We start from the raw sequence: 26,437 nt of genomic DNA, 5'->3' as shown, positions 1-26,437 counted from the left end.
GCTGAGGAGGACGCGCTCCTCAGCGTTAGGGTGCGGGAGTGCTGCTGCTTGCGTTCGACACCGCGACGCCGGTGATCACGGTCGCCGTCCACGACGGGGAGCGTGTGGTCGGTGAGGCATCGGGCTCAGGTGCCATGGCACATGGCGAGCTGCTGGCCCCCGCGATCCGCGATGCCGTCGCCCAGGCTGGAGCCACGATGGCCGACCTCACAGATGTCGCCGTCGGGGTCGGCCCCGGGCCCTTCACGGGCCTCCGGGTCGGCGTCGTCACGGCCCTGACCCTCGGATCCACGCTGGGCCTGGCGACCCACGGGGTCTGCACGCTGGACATCGTCGCTGCCGACATCCAGGTCGAGGGGGAGTTCCTCGTCGCGACAGATGCTCGCCGCAAGGAGGTCTACTGGGCCCGATACGGAGGCGCTCATGTACGCCTCGACGGCCCCCACGTCGACAAGCCCGCGCACCTCGCGGCCCGACACCCGGACCTGCCGGCATACGGTCGTGGCGGTCAGCTCTACGACGGAGTCCTGCGGGCCGCGGGAGAGGCGAGCGACCCACGGGCTGCGGCGCTCGCCAAAATCGTCGTGGCCGGCACGGCACACGCACTGCCGCTCGAACCGCTCTATCTGCGGCGGCCGGACGCCACCCCGCAGGTCGTGTCCAGACGGGCATGATCCGGGTCGCCCGGTCAGCCGATGTCGAGACGATCGTCGACATCGAGCTCGCCTGTTTCGGGGCCAGCGCATGGAGCGAGAGTGACGTGCGGGCCGAGGTCGACGCTGAACACCGCCTGGTGCTGATCGAGGGCGGCCTCCGGGCCTACGGCGCGATCTCGGTCGTCGGCGAGGTGGCCGACCTCGACCGCATCGCGGTCCTCCCCGGCGCGCGCGGTGGGGGTCTGGCGCGGGACCTGCTCGCCGAGCTGATCGGTAGCGCACGGCAGCGAGCGGCAGCCCGGATGCTGCTCGAGGTCGCGGCCGACAATGGCGCCGCACTCGGGCTCTACGCCTCGCTTGGTTTCGCCACCATCAATCGCCGCGCGCGCTATTACACCGGAGGCGTCGACGCCCTGGTGATGGAGCTCGACATCGAGGAGCAATCATGAGGAAGAACGTCAGCTCGCCCAATCCATGGGAGGACACCGTCGGCTACTCCCGCGTGGTGCGGGTCGGCAACAGCGCCTGGGTCGCCGGGACGACCGCGACGGTCAACGGCGAGGTCACCGGGGTCGGGGACCCGTACGAGCAGGCGCGGGTCGCCTTCGGCATCGCGCTGGCCGCGCTGCGCACCGCGGGGCTGGACACCCAGCACGTGGTTCGCACGCGGATGTATGTCACCGACATCGCGGACTTCGACGAGGTCGGTCGTGCCCACAAGCAGATCTTCGACGTCGTGCGGCCAGTCGCGACGATGGTGCAGGTCGCCGGCCTCGCCCGGCCCGAGCACCTCGTGGAGATCGAGATCGATGCACACATTGCATCCTCGGGATGGCGTGCAAGGCTGGGTTCATGACCGAGACCCCAGACCAGCCGACCGAGCAGTCCGAGATCCTGGACCAGCAGCAGCCCGAGGACACCCTGGTCGATCGTGGCGTCGATGACATCCTCGACGAGGGATATTCACCGCCGGAGAAGTGGTCGGCGGGCGAGGGATTCGGCACCACGGCCGACGAGGCCCGTCAGGGCGAGAGCCTCGACCAGCGCATCGCGCAGGAGGAGCCCGAACCCGATCCGTACGCTCCGGTGGACGACGACGTCCTCGACGACGGTGAGGTCGGCACCGAGCGGGCCGGTCGGCTGATCGACCCGGACGGGGGCGTCGGTGAGGACACGGAAAGTGACCTGATCGGCGACGATGTGGGCATCGATGGTGCGGCATCGAGCGCCGAAGAGGCTGCCGTGCACATCGTCGAGGACTGAGCGACGGCGGCGTGAGCCTGCTCTCGCTCGTCCCGCGAGACCACGCGGTTCCATTAGTCTGATCTGATGCGCGACTACACCTACCCGGCCACGATCCTCACGGCGAAGACGCTGTTCAGGGTCGCCGGCATGAAGTTCCAGACCTCCGGCACCGAGCACATCCCGCGCACCGGCGGTGCGATTCTCGCGGCCAACCACATCAGCTACGTCGACTTCATCTTCGACGGACTGGCCGCTCAGCCGAGCAGCCGACTGGTGCGGTTCATGGCCAAGCAGGAGGCCTTCGAGCACAAGGTGTCCGGTCCGTTGATGCGGTCGTTCCACCACATCCCGGTCAACCGTGCCGCGGGCGAGCAGTCCTACAACATGGCCGTCGACTATGCCCGCAACGGGGAGATCGTGGGGATCTTCCCCGAAGCCACGATCAGCCGCTCCTTTGAGATCAAGGAGCTCAAGACCGGCGCCGTACGCATGGCAGCCGAGGCCGGCGTACCCCTGATCCCGATGGTGACCTGGGGCACCCAGCTCCTCAAGACCAAGGACCACGAGTCGGATCTCAAGAGCCGCGGCAGGACCATCGGCCTGCACGTCGGGGCCCCGCTCGAGGTCACTGGCGAGGACCCGGTCGCTGAGACGATCCGGCTGCGCGAGGCGATGAGTGCCCTGCTCGACAAGGCCATCGCGGACTATCCGATCCGGCCTGAGGGGCAGTGGTGGGCGCCGGTGCGACACGGCGGCACGGCCCCCACCCTGGAACAAGCCAAGAAGCTGGACGAGGAAGAGCTGATCGCCCGAGCGGCCAAGCGCGCCGCCAAGAAGGAGTCGTCATGAAGGCATTACTCGGCCAGACCGTGGTCGCCGAGGCGCCGGTCGAGGATCTCGTCAAGATCGAGGGCAATTGGTATTTTCCGCCGTCGAGCCTGACCGAGGGCGCGTTCGAGAAGAGCTCCACGGCCTATCACTGTCCCTGGAAGGGCGACGCGCAGTACTGGAATGTCGGCCAAGGCGAGGACCTGCTCCCCGATGGTGGCTGGTCCTATCCTGAGCCACTCAAGCCCTCGTTCGACATCGTCGGGCAGGACTACAGCGGCTATGTCGCGTTCGACCCCAGGATCACTCTCTCGGACTAGCAGGGTGCGGGATCAGTCGCCGACGGATCCGTCGGCCATCTCTCGCAACAGGTCGAGGTGCCCGTTGTGGCGCGCGGTCTCCTCGATGAGGTGCGCGACGACCCAGCGCACCGTCGGGTGGAAGTTCGACAGCGGCTGCTCGGTCTCGGCATCGAAGTCGAGCTCGGCCAGCAAGGTCCGTGACAGCTGGACCTGCGTGCTGTAGGCATCGATGACCTCTTCGATCGGCAGGGTCAGCCCCTCCTCGAGCTCGCCGTCGGGTTGCTCGTCGCTCCACGGGGCACGGTCCTCGCGACCCAGCGTGATGACCTCGATCCAGTAGTGCTCATTCCACCTGAGGTGGTTGAGCAGCGAGGCAGGGTTGGTGAGGGGCGATGTCGCCACCGGCGCGGTCCTGGCCAGCTCCTGCGTGAGCCCTCGAACCTTGAAGAGCGCGGTCTGCTGGACATACTCCAACAGCTGCATCTGGACGGAGCGTTCGTCGCCGGCGGGGGGTGTGTCAGTGCGGACCATCCGCCCACCCTGTCACGTATGTCGGCGGTCCCCGACCGACATGCCCGTCGCGCGGCGCCTGTCACAATGGTCCGGTGAGCGAACCGCTGGTGATGGGCATCGAGTCCTCCTGCGACGAGACCGGTGTCGGCATCGTCCGGGGGACCGAGCTGCTGGCCCACGCGTTGTCCTCGAGCATGGAGCAGCATGTGCGCTTCGGCGGGGTCGTCCCCGAGGTCGCCAGCCGCGCGCACCTCGAAGCCATGGTGCCGACCCTCGAGCGGGCCTACGCCGAGTCCGGCATCCGCGTCCAGGACGTCGACGCGATCGCGGTGACGAGCGGGCCGGGCCTGACCGGCGCGCTGCTCGTGGGAGTCGCCGCGGCCAAGGCTCTCGCCCTGGCTCACGACAAGCCCCTCTACGGCGTCAACCACCTCGCCGCACACGTCGCGGTCGACCAGCTCGAGCACGGTCGCTTCGACCGCCGGGTGGCAGCGCTGTTGGTCAGCGGCGGCCACACCGAGCTGCTGCTCGTCGATGACATCGTCACCGACATCACGATGCTGGGACAGACGATCGACGATGCCGCGGGCGAAGCGTTCGACAAGGTCGCCCGGCTGCTCGGCCTGCCCTATCCCGGCGGGCCCCACATCGACCGGGTCGCGCGCGATGGCGACCCGTCCAAGATCGCGTTCCCTCGCGGCCTGACCGGTGGGCGCGACCTCGACAAGCACCGCTACGACTTCTCGTTCTCCGGCCTCAAGAGTGCCGTGGCCCGACACGTCCAGCACGAGGACCGCATGGGCCGTACGTTCGACGTCGCCGACATCGCCGCGTCGTTCCAGGACTCGGTGTGCGACGTGCTCACCAAAAAGGCCATCGCCGCGTGCCTCGACCACGATGTCAACACCCTGATCATCGGTGGCGGGGTCGCGGCCAACGCCCGGCTGCGGCAGTTCGCGCAGGAGCGCGCGGCCAAGGCCGGTATCCAGATCCGGGTTCCGCGCATGGGTCTGTGCACCGACAACGGGGCGATGGTCGCGGCGTTGGGCGCCGAGGTCGTGCGCCGTGGGTTGCCGCCCTCGCGGCTGGACCTGCCGGTCGACTCGAGCATGCCGGTCACCGAGGTCGTGGCGGCCTAGATGTCCCCAGAATCTGATCGTCAGCGGGACGTCGGGCGTGCCGGTGCGGCGGTCGTGCTGGGAGTGCTGATCCTGGTGGCGACTGCCGGGTGGGCAATCAATCCGAACGACGATGACGACACGAAACGGCCGGCGAACGCGCAGAAGAATGCGCAGAAGAGTGCGCAGAAGAAGGCACCGCCCGAGCCCAGGGGTTGGGCGCCGACGGCTGACGAGGCCGCCGAGGCGCGGTCGCTCGCGGCGGAACTGAGTCTCAAGGAGCTCGCCGGACAGCTCATCGTGGCGCGGAGCTTCTCGGAGGAGGACTCGCTCGCGCTGGTCCGCAAGCAGCACTTCGCCGGTGTCATGGTGACCAGCCCACGGATCCTCGAGGTGACGACCGACGATCCACTGAGCGAGGTCAAGGCCTTCAACCGACGGCTCCACGAGGCCGGCGACGAGCGTGGAGTGCCGGTCATGGTGCCGATCGACCAGGAGGGCGGCCTCGTCGCGCGACTGCGTGACCCACTCACGACGTTCCCGACCTTCATGTCGGCCGGCGCGGCGATCGCGGGCGATCCCAGTCGGGGGGCGGCCACGGTGACTGCTGCGACCCGCGCCTCCGGTGCAGAGCTGCGGGCGGCCGGTTACAACGCGGTGTTCGCCCCTGATGGCGACACGACGGTTGGTCCCGCAGATCCGATCATCGGCAGCCGATCGGCCGGTAGCGATCCGTCGATCGTGTCCAAGGCCGTCGTCGCCGCGATCGATGGCTATTCCGAAGCCGGCCTCATCTCGGCGGTCAAGCACTTCCCTGGCCACAACGTCACGACGGACAGCCATCGCGACCTGCCGGTCCTCGGCAGCGACCGGGCCCGCTTGCGCAGCCACGACCTGCCACCGTTCGAGGCAGCGATCGCCGAGCAGGCCCCCGGCATCATGACCGGGCACCTTGATGTCCCGCTGATCGACAAGGGTGTGCCGGCGTCGCTCTCACGCAAGGTCGTCACGGGTGGACTGCGCAAGGATCTCGGCTTTGACGGGCTGGTCATCAGCGACTCATTGGGCATGGGGCCGGTGATGTCGCGCTACCCCGGAGGCAGCTCGACCGTTGCCGCGATCAAGGCTGGCAGCGATCTCGCGCTGATGCCCGCGGACAACCTCCAGGCGCACAAGGCGGTGCTCGCCGCGCTGAAGTCCGGCGAGATCCCCGAGCAGCAGGCTCGCGACTCGGCGACCCGGGTCATCGGCTACCTCCTGCACAGTGATGCGTCGCCGCGACTCCCGGGAGAGCCGGGCAGCCACGGTGAGCAGTCGGAGGCGCTCACAGCGGGCGCGCTGACCGTGCTGGCCAGCCCTTGCCCCATCCCGCCGGTCGAGGGCGTACGACCCTTTGGATCCGCCGAGGCCGTCGCCAGCTTCCGGACCGCGGCCAAGGAGGAGGGGCTGCCGGTCGACACCGGCACGTCGGTCGCATTCCTCGGCCCGGGCAGCGCCGGGGCCGTTGCGGACGTCGTGGTCTCGACCGACGTTCCCTACGGGCTGGCCCGCAGCACCGCACCGACCAAGATCGCGCTCTACGGGCAGGGAGTTCCAGCCATGCGGGCGCTGGTCAAACGGCTCATGGGCAAGGCAGGTGCTCCGGGCAGGCTGCCGGTCGATGGCACGGGCCTGACACGGGTTGAGGCCTGCTGAGTCATCGCTGCGGGACACGCCTGAAGCGCAGGATCTGCCCTGGGGCGGCCTGGGCAAGCCGGTCGGTGTGCCGGTCGAGGACCACCGCGATGACCGGGTAGCCCCCCGTCACGGGATGGTCGGGTCCGAAGACAACGGGCTGACCGTCTGCTGAGACCTGGATGCTGCCTCGCATGCACGGCTCGCTCGGCAGCTCTTCGGAGCGTGACCGCTCGAGTGGAGGTCCGGCCAGGCGTACGCCGACACGGTTCGAGGCCGGGGTGACCTGCCACGCCGACTCGAGCAGCAGGTCGACCGCACCGGCGGCGAACCAGTCGTCTCGAGGCCCGATCGCGACGGCGAGAGTCAGCTCGGCGGACCGCCCGAGCGGCGGCACGTCCTCGAGGTCCGGCGTGGGTTGCCGCACTCCGACGTCGAGCCGGTCGCCTGCAGCAAGGGGTGCAGGACCGAGACCGGCCAGCGTGTCGGTCGAGCGCGAGCCGAGCTCCGGCGGGACCTGGAAGCCACCCGAGACCCCGATGTACGCTCGTAGCCCCGTGTTGGGTGAGCCGATGCCCAGCCGCTGTCCCCGGCCCAGTGGGACAGCCCGACCGTATGCCGCGGGGGCTCCGTCGATCGTGATGGCACCGACTGCGCCGGTCACCGAGACGATCACGGGCGCCTCGGCGCGAAGTGCGAGACCACCCCCGAGCGCCTCGAGTGCGGCCGCTCCGGGTTGGTTGCCGAGGATCAGATTGGCTTGACGCAAGGCGGTCCGGTCGAAGGCCCCGGACCGACTGACCCCGAGATGCCCGAGTCCGGGTCGACCTTGGTCCTGGAGCAGGGTGAGCAGGCCCGGGAGATCGACGACAAGGGTCATGTCTCGACCACGAATCGCACGGTCATCCCAGCGGTCAGCAGCGCCGGATCGGACCGGCCGGAGTCCCACATCGTCAGGTGGGTGCGTCCGATCAGCTGCCAGCCTCCCGGGGACTCGCGGGGGTAGACCCCGCTGAACTCCCCGGCCAACCCCACCGATCCGGCCGGAACCCTGGTGCGGGGGGAGCTCCGGCGTGGCACGTGGAGTCGCGGATCGCCCCCGTCGAGATAGCAGAATCCCGGCGCGAAGCCGCCGAAGGCGACGCTCCACGAAGAGCCGGCATGTGCCTGTGCGACCTCTGCCGTGCTCAGGCCGGTCAGTCGGGCGACGTCATCGAGGTCAGCCCCGTCGTAGACGACGGGGATCTCGATCTCAGCACCGAGGTGCTCCTCGCTCGGATCGGCCGGTGTGGTGCGGCTGATCAACGTTCGCAGGTCGTCCGGCCTGCCGCGGAGCAGCACGGTGCGGGCCCCGAGCACGGCCTCGACGTCGCCGTGAAGGGAGCTGAACCATTGCCGGGCCTCCTCGAGCGACTCACAGTCCAGCAAGAGGGCGGTGTCGCCATACGGCCTGAGGTTCACGTCATGCTCGTCAGCTCGGCGCCGGCGGACTCCAGAGCCGATCGGACGGCGCGTGCCAGCTCAGGCGCTCCGGGGCTGTCGCTGTGGACGCAGATCGAGGAGACGCTGCCCATCAGTCGTACGGCCTGGGCGCCGGCCGCCTTGGGGTCGTGGAGCACGGCGCCCGGCTCGCTCCGCGGGACGAGCCTGCCCTCCGGGGTGTAGGCGCGATCGGCGAATCCTTCACGCACGACGCGGAATCCGGCGGCCTCGGCGATCGAGAGCGACACCGAGCCCGGCAGGCCCAGCAGCGGGAGCGGCGTGTGGAGACGCTGCATCGCGTCGACGACGGCCTGCGCCTGGACGTCGTCGTCGACGATCGCGTTGTAGAGCGCACCGTGGGGTTTGACATACGCCACCATGCCGCCAGCCGAGCGGGCAATCTTGTCGAGCAGCAGGATCTGGCCCAGCACCTCGTCGGCAAGGTCCTGCGACGGCATCTCAAGGTGCACGCGGCCAAAACCCGCGCGGTCGGGGTAGCCCACCTGCGCGCCGATCGTCACGCCCTTGGCCACTGCCGCCTCGCACGTGGCCCGCATGAGGTCGGCATCGCCGGCATAGGTACCGCAGCACACGTTGGCGCTCGTGACGATGTCGAGCAGCGCGCTGTCCTCACCGGACTCCCACCTGGGCCACGACTCGCCCAGATCAGCGTTGAGATCGATTTGCACAGCTAAAGCCTCTCCACGAGGTAGGCCCGGCCGTCGCCGAGGACACGGGTCATGATGACCGTGGCGGTGTGCGGCCCCTTGAGCTTGAGCCGGCGGATGAGCTCGTCGGGCACGATGTCGACCCCGCGCTTCTTGATCGTCAGGGTGCCGACCCGTCTGGCCTGCAGCGCGGCCTTGAGCGGCTTCTCCCGAAATGGCAGCTCGTCGACGATCCTGAACCCGCGAGCCAGCGGGGTCTGGTGGGCGTCGTTCGAGGCGACGTAGGCGATGTGAGGGTCAGGCAGCCAGCCGCCGATCGTCGCGGCCATCTCGCTGACCAGCCCCGAGCGGATCACCGCGTCGTCGGGTTCGTAGAGGTATGGCCCGACGTCGGCGACGGCAACCGGCTCGCGGGTCGCGACCAGTCCGGCGCCGGACGGCAGGACCGTGGCCCGCCGGGTGGCCGTCGCGAACGGGGCGCCCCACAAGCAGGCCTCGACGAGGCTTCCGCGGTCGCTGACCCACTCGGCCTCGACCCCGTGGGGCACGGCGTTGTGAGCCAGGCCCGGCATGAGCTTGGCGACCGCCGGGCCCTCGAGCAGGTGCCGCACCCAGTCCCACGGCGGCTGCAGATCAGACGTGGAGAACGTACGACCTCGGCCGTCGCGTCGGGCCGGATCGATGAAGGCGACCTCGTCCGGGCCGATCGGCGCGTCGCGGGCGTCCTGGCAGCAGATGTCGCCATCGAGGTCGAGGACCCTCAGGTTGGCCGAGGCCATCGCGGCACGGAGGGGATCGATCTCGACTCCTCGCACGTGCAGTCCGGCCCGAGCGAAAGCGACGAGGTCACCTCCGATGCCGCACCCCAGGTCGACGACGCTGGTCGATCCGGTTGCCGCGAGTCGGGCGGCCCGGTGTTCGGCCACCGACATCCGGGTGGACTGTTCGAGGGCGTCGTGGGTGAAGTACATACGCGCTGCATCGGCGCCGAACTTCGCGAGCGCCTTGCCGCGCAGATGGTTCTGAGTGACGGCCGCCGCGACGAGCCCCGGGGCGTACGTCTTGCGCAGGCGGGTGCCAAGACCGAGATCGGACTCGACGCCGGCTCGCTCGGCGACCTCGGCAAGCAGCAGCTGGCCCGTGGGCGACAGCAGCTGCTCAAAGGTCTCGACGTCCATGACCTGACCCTAAGCGAGGGGCGGAGCCCGAGAAATCGGCCGTGGACGGAGTCCGCGAATCGAGTGCGAAGCGAAGCGAGCACGCCCGCCGGGTGTCGCGGGAGGTGAGGGTGTGAGGGCGGAGCCTGTCGCGGGAGGTGACGGTGTGAGGGCGGAGCCCGAAAAATCGGCCGTGGACGGAGTCCACGAGTTGAGTGCGAAGCGAAGCGAGCACGCCGGCCGGGTGTCGCGGGAGGTGAGGGTGTGAGGGCGGAGCCCGAAAATCGGCCGTGGACGGAGTCCACGAATTGAGTGCGAAGCGAAGCGAGCACGCCCGATTAGCACTCTCTTGGGTCGAGTGCCAACAGCGTGCTAGATTTCGTAGTGGCACTCTCCCTCCGAGAGTGCCAGCATCGGTGAGCACGACCCCCGCGACGGCGTGCCCACCAGCGTCCAACGTTCCACCGCTCGAAAGGGGAGGTCGACACGTGTCGGTCACCATCAAGCCGCTCGAAGATCGTCTGGTCATCCAGGCCGTCGAAGCCGAGCAGACCACTGCATCAGGTCTGGTCATCCCGGACACCGCCAAGGAGAAGCCGCAGGAAGGCAATGTCATCGCCGTAGGACCCGGTCGGGTCGACGACAATGGCAACCGCGTTCCGCTCGACGTCGCCGTCGGCGACAAGGTCATCTTCAGCAAGTACGGCGGCACCGAGGTCAAGTACGACGGCCAGGAGTACCTCATCCTGTCCGCTCGCGACGTCCTCGCTGTCGTTTCGTGATCTGATGCCCCGGCGCCCCTCCATGGGGCGCCGGGGCTTCTCATGTACACCCCATCGTCTTTTCACTGAAGACCAGCACATTTTTGAAAGAGGCTGACTATGCCCAAGATTCTCGAATTCGACGAGAACGCCCGCCGCTCGCTCGAGCGCGGCGTCGATAAGCTCGCCAACACCGTCAAGGTCACCCTCGGCCCCAAGGGCCGCTACGTCGTCCTCGACAAGAAGTGGGGCGCTCCCACGATCACCAACGACGGCGTGACCGTCGCGCGTGAGGTCGAGCTCGACGACCCGTTCGAGAACCTCGGCGCCCAGCTCGCCAAGGAAGTCGCCACCAAGACCAACGACGTCGCCGGCGACGGCACCACGACCGCGACCGTGCTCGCCCAGGCGATGGTCCACGAGGGTCTTCGCGCTGTTGCGGCCGGCGCCAACCCGGTCGGCCTCAAGAAGGGCATCGAGGCGGCCGTGACGGCCGTCGTCGAGCAGCTCCACAGCGTCGCCCGTGACGTCGACGACATCAAGGACATGACCGACGTCGCCACCGTGTCTTCGCGTGACGCGGTCATCGGCCAGCTCATCGCTGAGGCATTCGACAAGGTCGGCAAGGACGGCGTGATCACGGTCGAGGAGTCCAACACGATGGGCACCGAGCTCGAGTTCACCGAGGGGATGCAGTTCGACAAGGGCTATCTGTCGCCCTACATGGTGACCGACACCGAGCGCATGGAGACCGTCCTCGACGATCCCTACATCCTGGTCAACCAGGGCAAGATCTCCTCGGTCAGCGATCTCCTGCCGATCCTGGAGAAGGTCGTCCAGGCCGGCAAGCCGCTGTTCATCATCGCCGAGGACATCGAGGGCGAAGCGCTCTCGACCCTCGTCGTCAACAAGATCCGCGGCACGTTCACCTCGGCTGCCGTCAAGGCGCCGGCGTTCGGTGATCGCCGCAAGGCCATGCTGCAGGACATCGCGACCCTGACGGGTGCGCAGGTCGTGACGCCCGACGTCGGCCTCAAGCTCGACCAGATCGGCCTCGAGGTGCTGGGCACGGCTCGCCGTGTCGTCATCACGAAGGACGACACCACGATCATCGACGGCGGCGGCGACAAGGCCGAGGTCGATGGCCGGGTCGGTCAGATCAAGGCCGAGATCGAGTCGAGCGACTCCGACTGGGACCGCGAGAAGCTCCAGGAGCGTCTGGCCAAGCTCGCCGGCGGCGTCTGCGTCATCAAGGTCGGCGCGGCCACCGAGGTTGAGCTCAAGGAGAAGAAGCACCGCATCGAGGACGCCGTCTCGGCGACCCGTGCAGCGATCGAAGAGGGCATCGTCGCCGGTGGCGGCTCGGCTCTCGTCCACGCCGTCTCGGTCCTCGACGACAACCTGGGTCTGACCGGTGACGAGGCAGTCGGTGTGCGCATCGTCCGCATCGGCGCCGACGCCCCGCTGGAGTGGATCGCCCGTAACGGCGGCGTCTCGGGTGAGGTCGTCGTCAACAAGGTCCGCGAGAGCGGTCAGGGCTACAACGCGGCCACCGAGGAGTACGGCGATCTCGTCGCCCAGGGTGTCCTCGACCCGGTCAAGGTGACCCGTTCCGCGCTCGCCAACGCCGCATCGATCACCGCGATGTTGCTGACGACAGAGACTCTGATCGTCGAGAAGCCTGCCGAAGAGGCGGCCGACGCGCACGCAGGTCACAACCACTGACCTGGACCAACGAATGAGAGTGAGGCGGATGGCTCGGGTGAGCCATTCGCCTCACTCTTTTCTGACTGCCCTCGGACCGGGGTCGACAAGCGTGAGCACTCGATGTCTCGGGGTTCCGAGCCGCCGGCCTCACGCTCGCGCCGGCAAGGGGTGAACTCACCGGGGAGCGGATAGGTTCGTGCCGTGACTCCCTCCCAACACGATTTCGACGGCGTACGCGCGGAGTTCGACCTTCCGCCTGCGGCCGACACCGACCTGTTCCCGCCCGAGGTCGTGGCAGAAGCCGCGACGATCGCAGAGTCGTCCCCGGGTGACTTGGAAGACGCCACGTCGATGCCGTTCGTCACGATCGACCCACCGGGGGCCAGAGACCTCGACCAGGCGGTGTTCCTCGAGCGGGTCGGCGACGGCTTCCGTGTCCACTACGCGATCGCCGACCTCGGCTCGGCGATCCCTCCAGAGGGCGCCGTCGATGCCGAGGCACGCCGTCGCGGCCAGACGATCTACCTGCCTGATGGGCGGGTCCCGCTGCACCCGCCGGTGGTGTCGGAGGGCTCACTGAGCCTCCTGCCCGATCAGACCCGGGCCGCCGCGGTGTGGACGATCGATGTGGGCGCCGATGGTGCTCTGGGCAAGGCGTCGGTCCGTCGGGCGCTCGTGCGGTCGGTCGCGCAGCTGGACTACGAAGGCGTGCAAGGGACATTCGACGCGGGTGCTCCGCATCCCTCGATCGAGCCCCTCGGCGATCTCGGCCGGCTCCGACAGAAGGTCCGGGTCGACCATGGCGCGATCGACCTGGCCCTGCCCGAGCAAGAGGTGATCCGCGACGGCGATGGCTGGCGAGTCGTGATGCGCGTCCGGACCGATGTCGACGGGTGGAACGCGGAGGTCTCGTTGCTCACCGGCATGGCCGCCGCGCAGCTCATGATCCAGGCTCAGGTCGGCCTCCTGCGTACGCTCCCGCCGGCCGACGAACCGGCCGAGGACGACTTCCTCCGCACGGCACGGGCGCTCAAGGTGGATGTCCCGGACGGCGCCACCCCCGCCCAGGTCCTGGTGGGGCTCGACCCCGCCCAGCCGGTCTCCGTCGCGCTCATGACCGAGGCCACCCGGCTGCTTCGCGGGGCAGGCTACGAGGCATTCGACGGATCGGTTCCGGCTCAGCCGGACCACGCCGGAGTCGGCGGTTCCTACGCCCATGTGACGGCCCCGCTGCGGCGTCTCGCCGACCGGTTCGGAACTGAGGTGTGTCTCGCGGTGTGCGAGCAGCGTCCCGTTCCTGACTGGGTGCGGGAGGCGCTGCCGCTGCTGCCAGAGATCATGCGGTCCTCGGACCAGCGCGCTGCCAAGGTCGATCGCGCCTGCATCGACCAAGCCGAGGTCTGGATGCTCGCCGGCCGCGTGGGAGAGCTGTTCGAAGGCGTCGTCGTGCACGCCGATCGCCGGGCCGGCGAAGTCATGCTGCTCGACCCGCCCGTCATCGCCCGATGCCGGGGCGGGGGTCTCAACGAGGGGGCTCAGGTCAGCGTGCGACTCAGCGAGGTCGACGAGCAGCGCCGCGAGGTCGAGTTCACCTTTGGGGCCGCCGGCAGCTGAGCGGGATCTTAGGTTAGGCTGCCCTTATGAAACGACTAATGGCAGCCGCCTCCGCGCTGGCCCTCATGACCCTTGCCGCGTGCGGATCATCCACCCCGGACGACTCGTCCGCCGGCCCCTGGAAGTTCAAGGACGACCTCGGCACCTCGATCTCCCTGGACTCGGCGCCCAAGCGCCTCATTGTCCAGTCGTCGATGGCAGCAGCGTTGACCGACCTTGGACTCGGAGACAGGATCGTCGGCACGTTCGGCCCGCTCAAGAATGCCGAGGGCAAGCCTGACTCGCAGGTTGCCGGACTCGACATCAGCGCGGCCCCGGATGTGACGGGCGGGGGTGAGTACGGTTCGATCGATCTCGAGAAGGCGGCCGGCCTCAAGCCCGACCTGGTGGTCACGAGCGCCTACCTCGAGAGCGATCTCTGGTATGTCAACGATGCGACCGCCAAGAAGCTCAAGACGCTCGCACCGATCCTCGTCGTGAGCTTCGACGGCAAGACCCTGCCGGAGCTGCTGGCCGCCACCGAGCGGGCAGCCGAGGCGCTCGGTGCCGATCCCGAGGCGGCGCGCGTGCAGGCCGCCCACGAGGACTTCAAGACCGCTGCCGACGAGGTGGCGGACGCCGGAGCTGACCTTGACGGCAAGAAGATCCTGGTCGGGTCGCCGGCCAAGGACGTCTTCTACGTCTCCAACCCCAAGGTCAGCCCCGACCTGTCGTACTGGCGCGACGAGCTCGGCCTGCCGATCGTCGCCCCGACCAAGCCCGACGCCGGTGGCTACTTCCAGACGCTGAGCTGGGAGCAGGCCGATCTCTATCCTGCCGATGTCCTCCTGTATGACGACCGGGTCGGCAAGGCCGGGCTCGGGATCCTCAAGAAGCAGCCGGTGTTCCAGACACTTGCCGCTGCCAAGGCCGAGGCCTACATCCCGTGGACCTCGGTCGCACCCCCGAGCTATCGCGCATACGCCGACATCATGGACCGACTGGCCGGCGAGCTGGAGACGGCCGGCTGAGTCCTACGGCTCGATGCGACGCTGGGCGAGACCGGCCAGCACGATGTCGAGCTTGCGGGCGTACCAGCCGCGTCCACGCCAGACCTCTTCGGTGTCGTATGCCTTGAGGACCGGCAAGCTGGGCCCGGCGGTGTGAGCCGCCTCGATCCGGTGGAGGCGCCGCATCTCGGCCGAGGCCGTCAGCGCGAGAGTGATGACGAACTCGACCGAGACCGCGGCGTCCTCCAGCAGGAAACCCTGGTGCTGGATCGACTCGATGTACTTCTCGATCCGGTGCTCCACGGCACGCGGCGACCGCGGTGCACTGAGCGCCGCCTCATCGAGCCCGACATGCTCCTCGCACATGTGCCAGATGGTCTCGCCGATCGCACGGAGGAGCTCCTCCCAGGAACAGTCGGCGTCCGGCCACGTCGCCGCTTCGATCGCACGGTCAAGAGCACGGACGAGCAGGTCGTCACGGTCCTCGATGTAGCGATAGAGGCCCGAGTGCGCGACGCCCAGGCGCCGGGCGACAGAAGGCATGCTGAACGTCGCAATTCCGTCGTCGAGTGCCGCTTGCGCGATGACATCGACGGTGAGAGCCCGGGGGCGCCCTGGTTTGCGGTCCATCAGCTGATGATACTCCGGGTACGCCTTGGACGCCGTGCGATTTCGATGCCCGGCGCACGGCTGCACGGCCGTCCGCGAGGCTTCGTCGGAGCGATAGGATGAGGGCATGGAGCAGACGGGCATTCCTGACAAATTCGCGTCCCTCGGACTCACCTACGACGACGTCCTCCTGCTGCCCGGTGAGACCGACGTCATCCCCAGCGAGGTCGACACCACCGCCCGGTTGACCCGCGGGCTCTCGCTGCGCGTCCCGCTGCTGTCGAGCGCGATGGACACCGTCACGGAGTCGCGGATGGCGATCGCGATGGCCCGCGAAGGCGGCATCGGCATCCTGCACCGCAATCTGGCGATCGAGGACCAGGCCTACCAGGTCGACCTGGTCAAACGAACCCAGACCGGCATGATCCCCAACCCCGTCACGATCAACCCGAAGGCGACGCTGGAGGAGCTTGACGAGCTGTGCGGCGAATATCGGGTCTCGGGTCTCCCGGTCGTCGACGCGGACAACAAGCTGCTCGGCATCATCACCAACCGCGACCTGCGCTTCGTCCCGGTCGCGGAGTGGGGCACCCGGACGGTCCACGAGATCATGACCCCGATGCCGCTCATCACCGGACCGGTCGGCATCAGCCGTGAGGATGCGTCGGCGCTGCTGCGGGCCCACAAGCGCGAGCGACTGCCGATCGTCGATCCAGAAGGCCATCTTGCCGGTCTCATCACGGTCAAGGACTTCGTCAAGTCCGAGCAGTATCCGCTCGCCAGCAAGGCAGAGGACGGCCGGCTGCTGGTCGGTGCTGCGGTTGGCTTCTTCGGCGACTCGTGGGACCGGGCCAACTCCCTTCGTGAGGCCGGGGTCGACGTCATCGTGGTGGACACCGCGCATGGTCACGCCCGGCTGCTGCTCGACATGGTGCGCAGGATCAAGGGAGATCGGACGTTCGACGGAGTCCAGGTCATCGGTGGCAACATCGCGACCCGCGCCGGGGCGCAGGCGCTCATCGACGCCGGAGTCGACGCCGTCAAGGTCGGCGTCGGGCCGGGCTCGATCTGCACGACGCGTGTCGTCGCGGGAGTGGGAGTGCCCCAGATCACCGCGGTCTACGAGGCGTCGCTGGCCTGTGGGCCCGCGGACGTGCCCCTGGTCGCAGATGGCGGCCTGCAGTACTCCGGCGACATCGCCAAGGCGCTGGTCGCGGGTGCCGACACCGTCATGGTCGGCTCGCTGCTGGCCGGTTGCGAGGAGAGCCCCGGCGAGCTGATCTTCCGCGGGGGCAAGCAGTACAAGAGCTATCGCGGCATGGGCTCGGTCGGCGCGATGGCGTCGCGGGGCAAGCAGTCCTATTCCAAGGACCGCTACTTCCAGGCCGATGTCGCGAGCGACGACAAGATCGTGCCTGAGGGCATCGAGGGTCAGGTCGCCTATCGCGGCCCGCTGTCGGCCGTCGCCCATCAGCTGGTCGGTGGACTTCACCAGTCGATGTTCTACGTCGGGTCGCGCAACATCGCCGAGCTGCAGGAACGCGGACGATTCGTGCGCATCACGACGGCCGGCCTCAAGGAGAGCCACCCGCACGACATCCAGATGACCGCAGAGGCCCCGAACTATGCCTCACGATGATTCGCGCGCGGCGAAGCGTGGCGACGTGACTCCCCAGCTGAACGACTAACCTCTACACGTGACCAACCGCAACGTCGCCGTCTTCATCGACGCCGAGAATCTGTTCAAGGGCTACGGCAAGCTCGACATCCCGGACGTGTCGATGGCCGACATCCTCCGGCAGCTGGAATCGGCAGCAGCGCGCGAGGCCGGCGCCGGGAGCATCGCTCTCGCCCGGGCATACGCCGACTGGAGCGCTCTCGGCCTGGAGGACTACCGCCGCGACGTGGAGCGGGCCGGCGTGCAGACCATGCAGGTGTTCTCGGTGAGCAAGGCCGACAAGAACGCGGCTGACATCGTTCTTGTCGTCGACTGCCTGAGGGCCGCGGCCGACCTCGAGCAGCTCGAGGTCTTCATCATCGTGTCGGCGGACGGAGACTTCGTGCCCTTGGTCCGGCGCCTGCACGAGCTCGACAAGTACGTTGTCGGCGCGACTCTGGCCGACCATCCCGTCAACAACGTGCTGCGGCAGGAGGTCGACCACTACGTGCCGCTCAAGCTCGCCCCGGTCCTGCCCGCTGCCGGGCTGCACCCGGTGTTCTCGGCCGATCTCGTGACCCAGAAGGCGGCCCCGACCAGGAAGGCCCCGGGGAGGAGGGGCGCCGCCAAGGCGTCGGCCGAGCCGGCAGCTGCCCCGCCGGCACCGACCAAGAGGGTTGCCAGGAAGCAGGATCAGCCCGTCGCGAAGCCGTCCGGCAAGCCCGAGTGGCACAAGATCGCCAAGGAGATTCCAGTCGTGCACGCAGGCCGTGCCACCTCGCCGGATGACTACAAGGCAATCGTCAAGAAGGTCTTCTCCGACTCCAAGGTCCGCAGCTATCTCGACCTGCTCGCCGATCACGGCGGCACGCTGCCGATCCTCGCGATGGCACTCAAGGCCGCTGCGCCAGAGCTGAGTCCGTCGGACGCCAAGGTCAGCACCCTGTCCCGGGCTCTCCGGTTCGCCCTCGCGGGCACGCAGTATGCCCTGGCCCGCGAGAGCGATGACGTCCAACCGGTGCTCGTGCGCCGTTCGACCAATCCGCCCGGCATGCTGTCCGACCTGACGCTCGACGACATCGTGCGAGGCGTCCAGTAGGGTCGGCGCCACCGCGAAGCACAGCACTAGGCTGTACGCATGGCAGACATCGAAATCGGCACGGCCAAGCGCGGTCGGCGCGCCTACTCCTTCGACGACATCGCGATCGTCCCGAGTCGGCGCACGCGCGACCCCGAGGAGGTCTCGACGGCCTGGCAGATCGACGCCTACCGCTTCGAGCTGCCGGTCATCGCCGCTCCGATGGATTCGGTCATGAGTCCTGAGACGGCGATCGCACTCGGCAAGCACGGCGGCCTGGGCGTGCTCGACCTCGAGGGTCTGTGGACTCGCTACGAGAACCCCGAGAAGCTGCTCGATGAGGTGGCCGGCATCGAAGGCCCCTTGGCGACCAAGCGCCTGCAGGAGATCTATGCCGAGCCGATCAAGGCCGAGCTCATCACTGCCCGCCTCAACCAGATGCGTTCGGCGGGGGTGACCGTGGCGGGGTCCCTCTCGCCCCAGAGGACCAAGGAGTTCGCCGATGCCGTCGTCGACGCGGGAGTCGACCTGTTCGTCATCCGTGGCACGACGGTCTCCGCCGAGCACGTCTCGGGTCAGACCGAGCCGCTCAACCTCAAGGAGTTCATCTACGAGCTCGATGTCCCGGTCATCGTCGGTGGCTGCGCGACCTATCAGGCGGCACTGCACCTCATGCGCACCGGAGCAGCAGGAGTGCTGGTCGGATTCGGCGGGGGTGCGGCCCACACGACCCGTTCCGTGCTCGGTGTGGCGGTCCCGATGGCGTCGGCCGTGGCCGATGTCGCCGCCGCGCGGCGCGACTATCTCGATGAGTCCGGTGGCCGGTATGTCCACGTCATCGCGGACGGCTCGATCGGCCGTAGCGGGGACATCGCCAAGGCGATCGCCTGCGGTGCGGATGCAGTGATGATCGGCTCGCCGTTCGCCAGAGCAGTCGAGGCCCCCGGTCGCGGTTTCCACTGGGGCGCCGAGGCGTGGCACCCCGACCTGCCGCGCGGCGCCCGCGTCGAGGTGGGCACGGTGGGCGACCTCGAGTCGGTGCTGTTCGGCCCGTCCTCGGTCCCAGACGGCACGATGAACCTGATCGGTGCCCTGCGGCGTGCGATGGCCACGACCGGCTACACCGATCTCAAGGAGTTCCAGCGGGTCGAGGTCGTCGTCGGTTGAAGCTCGAGCAGGTGCCGTTCGGGCACCCCGACGCTGTTGCTCTTCGCGATGAGCACGTCGCGCTCGGCAACCAGCTCTATGCCTCGGATCCGTCCGCGCTGCACCGCTCGGGCTCCGAGGGCATCGATCCTGTGTCGGTGATCCTGACGGTCGTGGCATACGCCGACCATGGCCCGATCGGCCACGCCTGCCTCCGCCAGCTCGATGATGAGGTCGAGATCAAGCGGATGTATGTCGTGCCGAGCAGCCGGGGCTCGGGCGTCGCGGACGAGCTGCTCGCCGCGATGGAGGGTGCTGCCCGGGACGCAGGGGCCGGGCGCGTCATCATCCACACGGGTGACCGGCAGCTCGCCGCGCTGACGTTCTACCAGCGGCACGGCTACACCACGATCCCGGTCTATCCGCCCTATCAGGACGTGACCTACTCCCTGTGCTTCGAGAAGCCGCTGTGATGCGGGTCGATGCGGTCAGCATCTATCCGGTCAAGGCGACCGGTCCGGTCGCCCGGCCGGTCGCCGAGGTCGAGCTCGGGGGGCTGCGGGACGATCGTCGCTGGGCCGTCGTCGACCTGCGCGGAGCCCGGCTCAACGCGACGACCCACGACCGGCTCCTCGCGGTCACCGCGACCCCGGACGAGGATGGTGGGTTGACGCTGACGTCGGCCGGCGCCGCCCCTGTGGTCGTGCCCGTCCCGACCGGGGGACGCCACGTCCCGGTCGACGTCTCGCGACTCCCGACGATGGTGGACGCCGGTGACGAAGCAGCGGCGTGGCTGAGCGGGCACGTCGATCAACAGGTCCGGCTCGTGTGGCAGGACGACCCGGCCCGGCGCCCCATCTCCGAACGGCACGGGGGGCTGGGCGGCGAACCACTCAGCCTGGCTGACACGGGTCCGCTCCTGCTGACGACGACGTCCTCGCTGGCCCAGCTCGACTCCTGGATCAGTCAAGATCATGGGCCGGAGTCGATGGCCATGGGCCGGTTCCGCCCCAACGTCGTGGTCGGCGGGTGCGACATCCCGTTCGGGGAGGACCAGTGGCGCGACATCCGCATCGGCGAGGTCAATTACCGGTTCGCCGAGCACTGCGACCGGTGCGTCGTCACCACGATCGACCCGGAGACCCTCTCCCACGGCAAGGAGCCGATCCGTACGCTCGCCCGCCACCGCAAGTGGGCCGGCAAGACCTGGTTCGGGATCCGGATCGTCCCGCTGTCGCCCGGGACGATCGCGGTGGGGGACGAGGTCACGGTCGGGTAGGGACGATCCGCGGCGCAGATCACACCGCTCCACGTGGTGCCAAGGATAAGGGTTGCCTTAGCATGGTGAGGCTCGCCTTATTCTGGCGTGCCCCGATCGAAGGACCTCCGCATGAAGCAGCTTGCCACCCTCGGCGTGATGACGATCGCCGCACTGAGCCTCACGGCCTGTGCCGAGGAGACCACCGGGTCCGGTGGCCTGACGGTCGAGGCCGCCGACTCCTCCTGCAAGGTCTCGGCGACGAAGCTCAAGGCGGGCCCCTCGACGTTCAAGGTGACCAACAAGGGCAGCAAGGTCACTGAGTTCTACGTCTATGCCGACGGTGACCGCATCATGGGCGAGGTCGAGAACATCGGACCGGGCCTTTCGCGCAATCTCGTCGTCGATCTGCCCAAGGGCACCTACCAAGGTGCCTGCAAGCCCGGCATGGTCGGCGACGGCATCCGCGAGAAACTCACGGTGAGCGGTGAGGCAGCCCAGAATCTCTCGGACTCCGAGGAGCTCAGCGCCGCAGCAACGAGCTATGAGCGTTACGTCAAGTCGCAGTCCGATGCACTGATCGACAAGACCACTGAGTTCGTCGATGCGGTCAAGGCCGGCAAGGTCGACGAGGCCAAGACGCTGTTCCCCATCGCGCGGACGTACTGGGAGCGGATCGAACCGGTGGCCGAGAAGTTCGGCGACCTCGACCCGATCACCGACGGTCGGGAGCCTGACGCCAAGGCCGAGGGCGTCGACTTCACCGGGTGGCACCGCATCGAGAAGCAGCTCTGGGTCGAGGACAACACCACGGGCATGGACAAGTACGCCGATCAGCTGCTCGCCAACGTCAAGGAGATCGTCGCGCTGGGCCAGGACGCACCGCTCACGGCCCTCGAGCTGGCGCAGGGGTCGAAGGCGCTGCTCGACGAGGTCGCGGCCGGCAAGATCACCGGCGAGGAAGACGAGTTCAGCCACACCGACCTGTGGGACTTCAAGGCCAACATCGAGGGGTCGGAGGCCGCGATCAACGCACTGCGGCCGGTCCTGCAGAAGCAGGACCCCAAGCTGCTCGACCGGCTCGACACCGAGTTCGAGGCGCTCTACACCGAGCTCAACCAGTACCAGGACAAGTCGACGGGTGAGTGGGAGTTCTACGACAAGGTCACCGAGCCTGAGCGCAAGAAGCTCTCCGCTGCGGTCGACGCGCTCAGCGAGCCGATCAGCCAGGTCGCGGCCGTCGTCGCACGGTCGGCCTGAGTCACAGTGGACACGTGAGCGCTGACACCACCCGTCCTGAGTCCGGCCTCTCCCGCAGGAAGCTGCTGGGAGCGGCCGGACTAGGCGCGATCGCCGCTGGAGCGGCCGGGGCGGGAGCCGGCTACGCCGCGGCGGGCGGTTCGGACTCCGCTCCCGTGATCGACAAGGACGAGCTGCCGACGCCGTTCGAGGGTGCCCACCAGGCCGGCATCGTCACGCCGGCCCAGGACCGGCTCTACTTCGCCGCGCTCGACCTGACGACCGAGAGCCGTGAGGAGCTCGTCGCGCTGCTGCAGGAGTGGACCGCTGCCGCCCGCCAGATGACGCAGGGCAATGATGTCGGCGAGTTCGGCGCCGTCGCCGGGTCACCCTTCGCGCCGCCGGAGGACACCGGTGAGGCGCTCGGTCTCCCACCCTCGGGCCTCACGATCACGGTCGGATTCGGCCGAAGCATGTTCGTCGACGCCAAGGGCAAGGCGCGTTTCGGCCTCGACGGCCAGCTGCCTGACCGGCTCAAGGATCTGCCGCTGTTCATCGGCGACCGGCTCGACCCCGCCGTCAGCAACGGCGACCTCGCGATCCAGGCGTGCGCCAACGATCCGCAGGTCGCGGTGCACGCCGTGCGCAACCTCGTGCGCATCGCCTTCGGCCGCGCGTCCGTGCGCTATTCGCAGATGGGCTTCGGACGTACGTCCTCGACGTCGACGGCTCAGGCCACGCCTCGCAACCTGTTCGGCTTCAAGGACGGCACGGCCAACATCAAGGTCGAGGAGCGCATGGACGTCGAGAAGTTCGTCTGGGTCCATGACGACGATGGCCCCGAGTGGCTGGTCGGCGGCTCCTACCTCGTGACCCGCAAGATCGACATGCGCATCGAGATCTGGGACCGCGAGCCGCTGGAGGGCCAGGAGGCGATCATCGGGCGCACCAAGGGCTCCGGGGGTCCGCTGTCCGGTGGCGACGAGTTCGACGAGCTCGACTTCAAGGCCGAGGGCGACGGCGGTGATCCGGCCATCGGCGAGGTCGCCCACGTGCGACTCGCGCACCCCGACTTCAACAAGGGCGCCAAGCTCCTGCGTCGCGGCTACAACTTCGTCGACGGGTCGAACGGGCTCGGCCAGCTCTCGGCAGGACTGTTCTTCATCGCCTATCAGCGCGATCCGGAGTCGCAGTTCGTCCGGATCCAGAAGTCTCTGGCCGGCTCGAAGAACGATGTCCTCAACGAGTACATCGTGCACGTCAGCTCTGGGTTGTTCGCCTGCCCACCTGGCGTCGGCGCCAAGGGCTACTGGGGTGAGGGGCTGTTCGCCTGAGGCATGTGGGTTCGAGCGGTTACCGATGGGTAGGTAACTGGTCACATGTGACAGCGCCAGTGTCATACCGGAGGTACGCTGACCTCTATGTCTGTAGACCTCGCCAGTTCGTTGACCGGATCTCCCGTCGCCGCAGGGAGGATCGCTGAGCTCACCGGCCTCATCCGTACGACCTCAGGTGAGAGCCGGACGACCTACTCGCCGCTGACCGGCGAGGGGATCGCCGAGGTGCCCGTCTCGAGCATCGCCGATGTGGATGCGGCGTTCACGGTCGCTCGCGAGGCGCAGAAGACCTGGTCCCAGACCTCGCTGCGCGAGCGCAAGAAGGCCTTGCTCAGGCTCCACGACCTGGTCCTCGAACACCAGGACGAGCTGCTCGACCTGATCCAGATCGAGTCGGGCAAGAGCAGGTCACACGCGTTCGATGAGATTGCGCACCTTGCGCTGACCGCCCGCTTCTATGCGCGCCGGCTCAGGAGGCAGATCAGGCCCCGCCGCCGCAACGGGGCGCTGCCTGCATTGACCTCGATCACGGTCAACCAGGTGCCCAAGGGCGTCGTCGGGATCATCAGCCCCTGGAACTATCCGCTCACGATGGCGATCTCCGACGGTCTTCCCGCAGTCGCGGCGGGCAACGCCGTCGTCCACAAGCCCGACAGCCAGAGCCCGCTGATCGCCTTGGCGGGAGTCGAGCTCATGCGCAAGGCCGGTTTCCCGGCCGATGTGTGGCAGGTCGTCAGCGGCGCCGGATCGGTCGTCGGCACGGCGATCATCGAGCGCGCCGACTATGTGTGCTTCACCGGATCGACCGCGACCGGCAAGCTCATCGCGAAGCAGGCCGCCGAGCGCCTGATCAGCTGCTCGCTCGAGCTTGGCGGCAAGAACCCGATGATCGTGCTGCCCAGCGCCGACATCGACAAGGCGGCGGAGGGAGCGGTCAATGCGTGTTTCTCCTCGGCCGGTCAGCTCTGCGTGTCGATCGAGCGGATCTACGTCCCGGAATCACGCTTCGAGGAGTTCCGGGTGGCGTTCGTCTCGCGGGTGGAGCACCTGGCTCTGGGCGCCGCGCTCGACTGGGACGCCGACATCGGCTCACTGGTCTCGCAGGCGCAGCTCGACACCGTCACCGATCACGTCAAGGACGCCGTCGCCAAGGGTGCGACAGTTCTCGCCGGCGGCAACGCTCGCCCGGACATCGGACCGTACTTCTATGAGCCGACAGTGCTCGAGGGAGTGAGCGAGGACGCCGAGTGCCATGCCGGGGAGACATTCGGCCCGCTGGTCTCGCTCTATCCCTACGCGACCACCGACGACGCGATCGCGCTCGCCAACCAGGGGGACTACGGGCTCAACGCGAGCCTCTGGGGCAAGCCTCGTGAGGCCCGCGTGATCGCGGGTCGCATCAAGGCCGGCACGGTCAACATCAACGAGGGCTTCTCGGCCACCTTCGGCAGCGTCGACGCGCCGATGGGCGGCATGCGCCAGTCCGGTCTGGGCCGGCGGCAGGGTGTCGAAGGCATACTGCGCTACACCGAGCCGCAGTCGGTCGGCGTGCAGCGCGGCTTCCCGATGGCCGGCCCCGCATTCCTGCAGCCCCGCACCTATTCCAAGGTGCTGATCGCCGGCCTGAAGATCCTGAGGAGAACCCCCCGTGCCTGACAACTTCGACTACGACGTCATCGTCATCGGATCGGGCTTCGGCGGCAGCGTCTCGGCGCTGCGGCTGACCGAGAAGGGCTACAAGGTCGCCGTTCTCGAGGCCGGCAAGCGCTATGAGGACTCGGACTTCGCCAAGACCTCGTGGCGCCTGCGCAAGTTCCTCTGGCTCCCGCAGCTCGGCTGCTACGGCATCCAGCGCATCGACAAGCTCAAGGATGTCCTGATCCTGTCAGGTGCAGGCGTCGGCGGTGGGTCGCTCGTGTATGCCAACACGCTCTACGAGCCGCTCGACCCGTTCTACCGGGATCCGGCCTGGGGGCACATCACGGACTGGAAGGCAGAGCTCGAGCCCTACTACGACCAGGCCAAGCGGATGCTGGGAGTCGCGGTCTATCCGATCGAGACTGCCGCCGACCGGATCATCAAGAAGGTCGCCGACGAGATGGGTGTCGGTGGCACGTTCCACCACACGCCGGTCGGGGTTTTCTTCGGGTCGGATCCCGGCCAGACCGTCGCCGACCCCTACTTCGGTGGAGCCGGACCGGATCGTACGGGCTGTCTGCACTGCGGCGAGTGCATGACCGGCTGCCGTCACAACGCCAAGAACACCCTGGTCAAGAACTACCTCTACCTCGCCGAGAAGGGCGGAGCGGAGGTGCATCCACTCACGACGGTCATGTCGGTCAAGCCGCTGTCCGGCGGTGGCTACGAGATCGAGACTCGTCGGACCAACCGGCGCTTCCGCCCGCACAAGAAGATCACGGCCGAGCAGGTGGTGTTCTCCGCCAGCACGATGGGGACCCATAAGCTGCTGCACCGGATGCGTGACCGCGGCAACCTGCCCCACGTGTCGGACCGGCTCGGTGTGCTGACCCGCACCAACTCCGAGGCGCTCCTGGGCGCGATCGCCGACGGGCGTGATGTCGATTACACCCATGGCGCGGCAATCACCTCATCGTTCCACCCCGACGAGCACACGCATGTCGAGCCGGTGCGTTATGGCAAGGGGTCCAACGCGATGTCGCTGATGCAGACCGTGCTCACGGATGGCAGCACCGACACTCCTCGCTGGCGGGTGTGGCTCAAGGAGATGTGGGTGCAGAAGCGCAGTCTCCTCAAGCTCTACGACCTGCGGCACTGGTCCGAGCGCACGGTCATCGCGCTGGTCATGCAGACGCACGACAACTCGATCACGACCTACACCAAGCGCGGACTCACCGGCAAGCGCAAGCTGACATCGAAGCAGGGCCACGGAGCCCCCAACCCGTCATTCATCCCGCCGGCGCACGAGGCCGTGCAGCGGATGGCCGACCACATGGAGGGCACGCCCGGCGGCACGATCGGTGAACCGTTCAACATCCCGCTCACGGCTCATTTCATGGGCGGCTGCGCGATCGGCGACTCACCCGAGACCGGTGTCATCGACCCCTTCCAGCGGCTCTACGGCCACGAGGGTCTGCATGTCGTCGATGGCTCGGCGATCAGCGCCAACCTGGGCGTCAATCCTTCGCTGACGATCACGGCCCAGGCCGAGCGGGCGATCTCCTACTGGCCCAACAAGGGCGAGCAGGACGTACGCCCAGCAGTCGGCGAGGCCTATCGCAAGGTCCAGCCCGTCGCACCCAAGAATCCCGTCGTCCCGGCGGACGCCCCGGCAGCGCTACGACTGCCGATCATCGGCGTGAGCTGAGGAATTCGAGGCGGGCGGTTGCGTAGTCACCTTTGGGCGTCTGGGATTCGTGG

At 68.1% G+C, this 26,437-nt stretch carries 27 protein-coding genes; 21 read left to right on the top strand and 6 right to left on the bottom strand.

The genetic code is table 11. The annotated features are described in order from the left end of the window. Positions 1 to 38: 38 nt before the first annotated feature. The 6 genes from tsaB to WKF39_RS05535 all read left to right on the top strand — a co-directional run bounded on the left by tsaB (position 39) and on the right by WKF39_RS05535 (position 3,049). Positions 39 to 674: a tRNA (adenosine(37)-N6)-threonylcarbamoyltransferase complex dimerization subunit type 1 TsaB gene (gene tsaB, locus WKF39_RS05560; RefSeq protein ID WP_340386240.1), complete on the top strand. Its 636-nt coding sequence runs from the start codon at positions 39 to 41 to the stop codon at positions 672 to 674. Further along, positions 671 to 1,105 carry a GNAT family N-acetyltransferase gene (locus tag WKF39_RS05555; RefSeq protein ID WP_340386239.1) on the top strand — a complete coding sequence of 145 codons (435 nt, stop codon included), beginning with the start codon at positions 671 to 673 and terminating at the stop codon, positions 1,103 to 1,105. The genes tsaB and WKF39_RS05555 overlap by 4 nt, the downstream gene beginning before the upstream one ends. Then, complete coding sequence (locus tag WKF39_RS05550) at positions 1,102 to 1,512, top strand: RidA family protein (RefSeq protein ID WP_340386238.1); 411 nt, start codon at positions 1,102 to 1,104, stop codon at positions 1,510 to 1,512. The genes WKF39_RS05555 and WKF39_RS05550 overlap by 4 nt, the downstream gene beginning before the upstream one ends. After that, positions 1,509 to 1,919: a DUF5709 domain-containing protein gene (locus tag WKF39_RS05545; RefSeq protein ID WP_340386237.1), complete on the top strand. Its 411-nt coding sequence runs from the start codon at positions 1,509 to 1,511 to the stop codon at positions 1,917 to 1,919. The genes WKF39_RS05550 and WKF39_RS05545 overlap by 4 nt, the downstream gene beginning before the upstream one ends. Before the next feature lie 66 nt (positions 1,920 to 1,985). Continuing rightward, positions 1,986 to 2,750 (top strand): lysophospholipid acyltransferase family protein, encoded by a 765-nt coding sequence (locus WKF39_RS05540; RefSeq protein WP_340386236.1) that lies wholly within the window; start codon positions 1,986 to 1,988, stop codon positions 2,748 to 2,750. Then, positions 2,747 to 3,049: a DUF427 domain-containing protein gene (locus WKF39_RS05535; RefSeq protein ID WP_340386235.1), complete on the top strand. Its 303-nt coding sequence runs from the start codon at positions 2,747 to 2,749 to the stop codon at positions 3,047 to 3,049. Before WKF39_RS05540 ends, WKF39_RS05535 begins: the two co-directional genes overlap by 4 nt. A 12-nt stretch (positions 3,050 to 3,061) precedes the next feature. Here the strand turns inward: WKF39_RS05535 and WKF39_RS05530 are convergent, their stop codons facing one another. Then, the gene (locus WKF39_RS05530; protein WP_340386234.1) at positions 3,062 to 3,562 is read right to left on the bottom strand and encodes a DUF664 domain-containing protein; all 501 of its coding nucleotides are present in this window, start codon (positions 3,560 to 3,562) and stop codon (positions 3,062 to 3,064) included. A gap of 74 nt (positions 3,563 to 3,636) precedes the next feature. Between WKF39_RS05530 and tsaD the strand changes: the two genes are divergently transcribed. After that, positions 3,637 to 4,683, top strand: coding sequence for a tRNA (adenosine(37)-N6)-threonylcarbamoyltransferase complex transferase subunit TsaD (tsaD, locus tag WKF39_RS05525; protein ID WP_340386233.1), 1,047 nt, complete (start codon positions 3,637 to 3,639; stop codon positions 4,681 to 4,683). Next, entirely contained in the window at positions 4,684 to 6,357 is a 1,674-nt protein-coding gene (locus WKF39_RS05520) for a glycoside hydrolase family 3 N-terminal domain-containing protein (RefSeq protein WP_340386232.1), read from the top strand. A gap of 1 nt (position 6,358) precedes the next feature. Here WKF39_RS05520 and WKF39_RS05515 read toward each other — a convergent pair whose 3' ends face one another. The 4 genes from WKF39_RS05515 to WKF39_RS05500 are packed head-to-tail and all read right to left on the bottom strand — an operon-like array spanning position 6,359 to position 9,664. Continuing rightward, complete coding sequence (locus WKF39_RS05515) at positions 6,359 to 7,216, bottom strand: biotin-dependent carboxyltransferase family protein (RefSeq protein ID WP_340386231.1); 858 nt, start codon at positions 7,214 to 7,216, stop codon at positions 6,359 to 6,361. Then, entirely contained in the window at positions 7,213 to 7,797 is a 585-nt protein-coding gene (locus WKF39_RS05510; RefSeq protein ID WP_340386230.1) for an allophanate hydrolase subunit 1, read from the bottom strand. The genes WKF39_RS05515 and WKF39_RS05510 overlap by 4 nt, the downstream gene beginning before the upstream one ends. Further along, positions 7,794 to 8,501 (bottom strand): 5-oxoprolinase subunit PxpA, encoded by a 708-nt coding sequence (locus tag WKF39_RS05505; RefSeq protein ID WP_340386264.1) that lies wholly within the window; start codon positions 8,499 to 8,501, stop codon positions 7,794 to 7,796. Before WKF39_RS05505 ends, WKF39_RS05510 begins: the two co-directional genes overlap by 4 nt. 8 nt (positions 8,502 to 8,509) lie before the next feature. Further along, entirely contained in the window at positions 8,510 to 9,664 is a 1,155-nt protein-coding gene (locus WKF39_RS05500) for a class I SAM-dependent methyltransferase (RefSeq protein WP_340386229.1), read from the bottom strand. Between the two features lie 467 nt (positions 9,665 to 10,131). On the opposite strand from WKF39_RS05500, the gene groES reads away from it, so the two are divergent. The 4 genes from groES (at position 10,132) to WKF39_RS05480 (ending at position 14,735) form a co-directional block, all read left to right on the top strand. Then, positions 10,132 to 10,425 (top strand): co-chaperone GroES, encoded by a 294-nt coding sequence (gene groES / locus WKF39_RS05495; RefSeq protein ID WP_056209271.1) that lies wholly within the window; start codon positions 10,132 to 10,134, stop codon positions 10,423 to 10,425. 99 nt (positions 10,426 to 10,524) lie between these two features. Further along, positions 10,525 to 12,129 carry a chaperonin GroEL gene (groL, locus tag WKF39_RS05490; protein ID WP_340386228.1) on the top strand — a complete coding sequence of 535 codons (1,605 nt, stop codon included), beginning with the start codon at positions 10,525 to 10,527 and terminating at the stop codon, positions 12,127 to 12,129. Positions 12,130 to 12,312: 183 nt separating this feature from the next. Continuing rightward, the gene (locus tag WKF39_RS05485; protein ID WP_340386227.1) at positions 12,313 to 13,725 is read left to right on the top strand and encodes an RNB domain-containing ribonuclease; all 1,413 of its coding nucleotides are present in this window, start codon (positions 12,313 to 12,315) and stop codon (positions 13,723 to 13,725) included. A 26-nt stretch (positions 13,726 to 13,751) separates the two neighbouring features. After that, positions 13,752 to 14,735, top strand: a complete 984-nt coding sequence (locus WKF39_RS05480; RefSeq protein WP_340386226.1) for an ABC transporter substrate-binding protein — start codon at positions 13,752 to 13,754, stop codon at positions 14,733 to 14,735. Positions 14,736 to 14,738: 3 nt separating this feature from the next. Here WKF39_RS05480 and WKF39_RS05475 read toward each other — a convergent pair whose 3' ends face one another. Then, complete coding sequence (locus tag WKF39_RS05475) at positions 14,739 to 15,344, bottom strand: TetR/AcrR family transcriptional regulator (protein ID WP_340386225.1); 606 nt, start codon at positions 15,342 to 15,344, stop codon at positions 14,739 to 14,741. Positions 15,345 to 15,450: 106 nt separating this feature from the next. On the opposite strand from WKF39_RS05475, the gene guaB reads away from it, so the two are divergent. The 9 genes from guaB (at position 15,451) to WKF39_RS05430 (ending at position 26,384) form a co-directional block, all read left to right on the top strand. Next, positions 15,451 to 16,962, top strand: coding sequence for an IMP dehydrogenase (gene guaB, locus WKF39_RS05470; RefSeq protein WP_340386224.1), 1,512 nt, complete (start codon positions 15,451 to 15,453; stop codon positions 16,960 to 16,962). A gap of 58 nt (positions 16,963 to 17,020) precedes the next feature. After that, a complete protein-coding gene (locus WKF39_RS05465; RefSeq protein WP_340386223.1) occupies positions 17,021 to 18,079 on the top strand; it encodes an NYN domain-containing protein in 1,059 nt (352 codons plus the stop codon). 39 nt (positions 18,080 to 18,118) lie between these two features. Beyond that, on the top strand, positions 18,119 to 19,225 hold the full coding sequence (locus WKF39_RS05460) for a GuaB3 family IMP dehydrogenase-related protein (protein ID WP_340386222.1): 1,107 nt from the start codon (positions 18,119 to 18,121) through the stop codon (positions 19,223 to 19,225). Further along, complete coding sequence (locus WKF39_RS05455; protein WP_340386221.1) at positions 19,222 to 19,677, top strand: GNAT family N-acetyltransferase; 456 nt, start codon at positions 19,222 to 19,224, stop codon at positions 19,675 to 19,677. The genes WKF39_RS05460 and WKF39_RS05455 overlap by 4 nt, the downstream gene beginning before the upstream one ends. Beyond that, the gene (locus WKF39_RS05450; protein WP_340386220.1) at positions 19,677 to 20,483 is read left to right on the top strand and encodes an MOSC domain-containing protein; all 807 of its coding nucleotides are present in this window, start codon (positions 19,677 to 19,679) and stop codon (positions 20,481 to 20,483) included. Before WKF39_RS05455 ends, WKF39_RS05450 begins: the two co-directional genes overlap by 1 nt. Before the next feature lie 111 nt (positions 20,484 to 20,594). Continuing rightward, positions 20,595 to 21,722, top strand: coding sequence for an iron uptake system protein EfeO (gene efeO, locus WKF39_RS05445; RefSeq protein ID WP_340386219.1), 1,128 nt, complete (start codon positions 20,595 to 20,597; stop codon positions 21,720 to 21,722). A gap of 14 nt (positions 21,723 to 21,736) precedes the next feature. Next, on the top strand, positions 21,737 to 23,035 hold the full coding sequence (gene efeB, locus WKF39_RS05440; protein ID WP_340386218.1) for an iron uptake transporter deferrochelatase/peroxidase subunit: 1,299 nt from the start codon (positions 21,737 to 21,739) through the stop codon (positions 23,033 to 23,035). 87 nt (positions 23,036 to 23,122) lie between these two features. Beyond that, complete coding sequence (locus tag WKF39_RS05435; RefSeq protein WP_340386217.1) at positions 23,123 to 24,694, top strand: succinic semialdehyde dehydrogenase; 1,572 nt, start codon at positions 23,123 to 23,125, stop codon at positions 24,692 to 24,694. Continuing rightward, complete coding sequence (locus tag WKF39_RS05430; protein ID WP_340386216.1) at positions 24,687 to 26,384, top strand: GMC family oxidoreductase; 1,698 nt, start codon at positions 24,687 to 24,689, stop codon at positions 26,382 to 26,384. Before WKF39_RS05435 ends, WKF39_RS05430 begins: the two co-directional genes overlap by 8 nt. The last annotated feature ends 53 nt before the right edge of the window (positions 26,385 to 26,437 follow it).

Source organism: Aeromicrobium sp. (genome assembly GCF_037719875.1).
Taxonomy (GTDB): domain Bacteria; phylum Actinomycetota; class Actinomycetes; order Propionibacteriales; family Nocardioidaceae; genus Aeromicrobium.
Note: the sequence above shows the minus strand (reverse complement) of the source record. Positions and strands in the feature narration are given on the sequence as shown.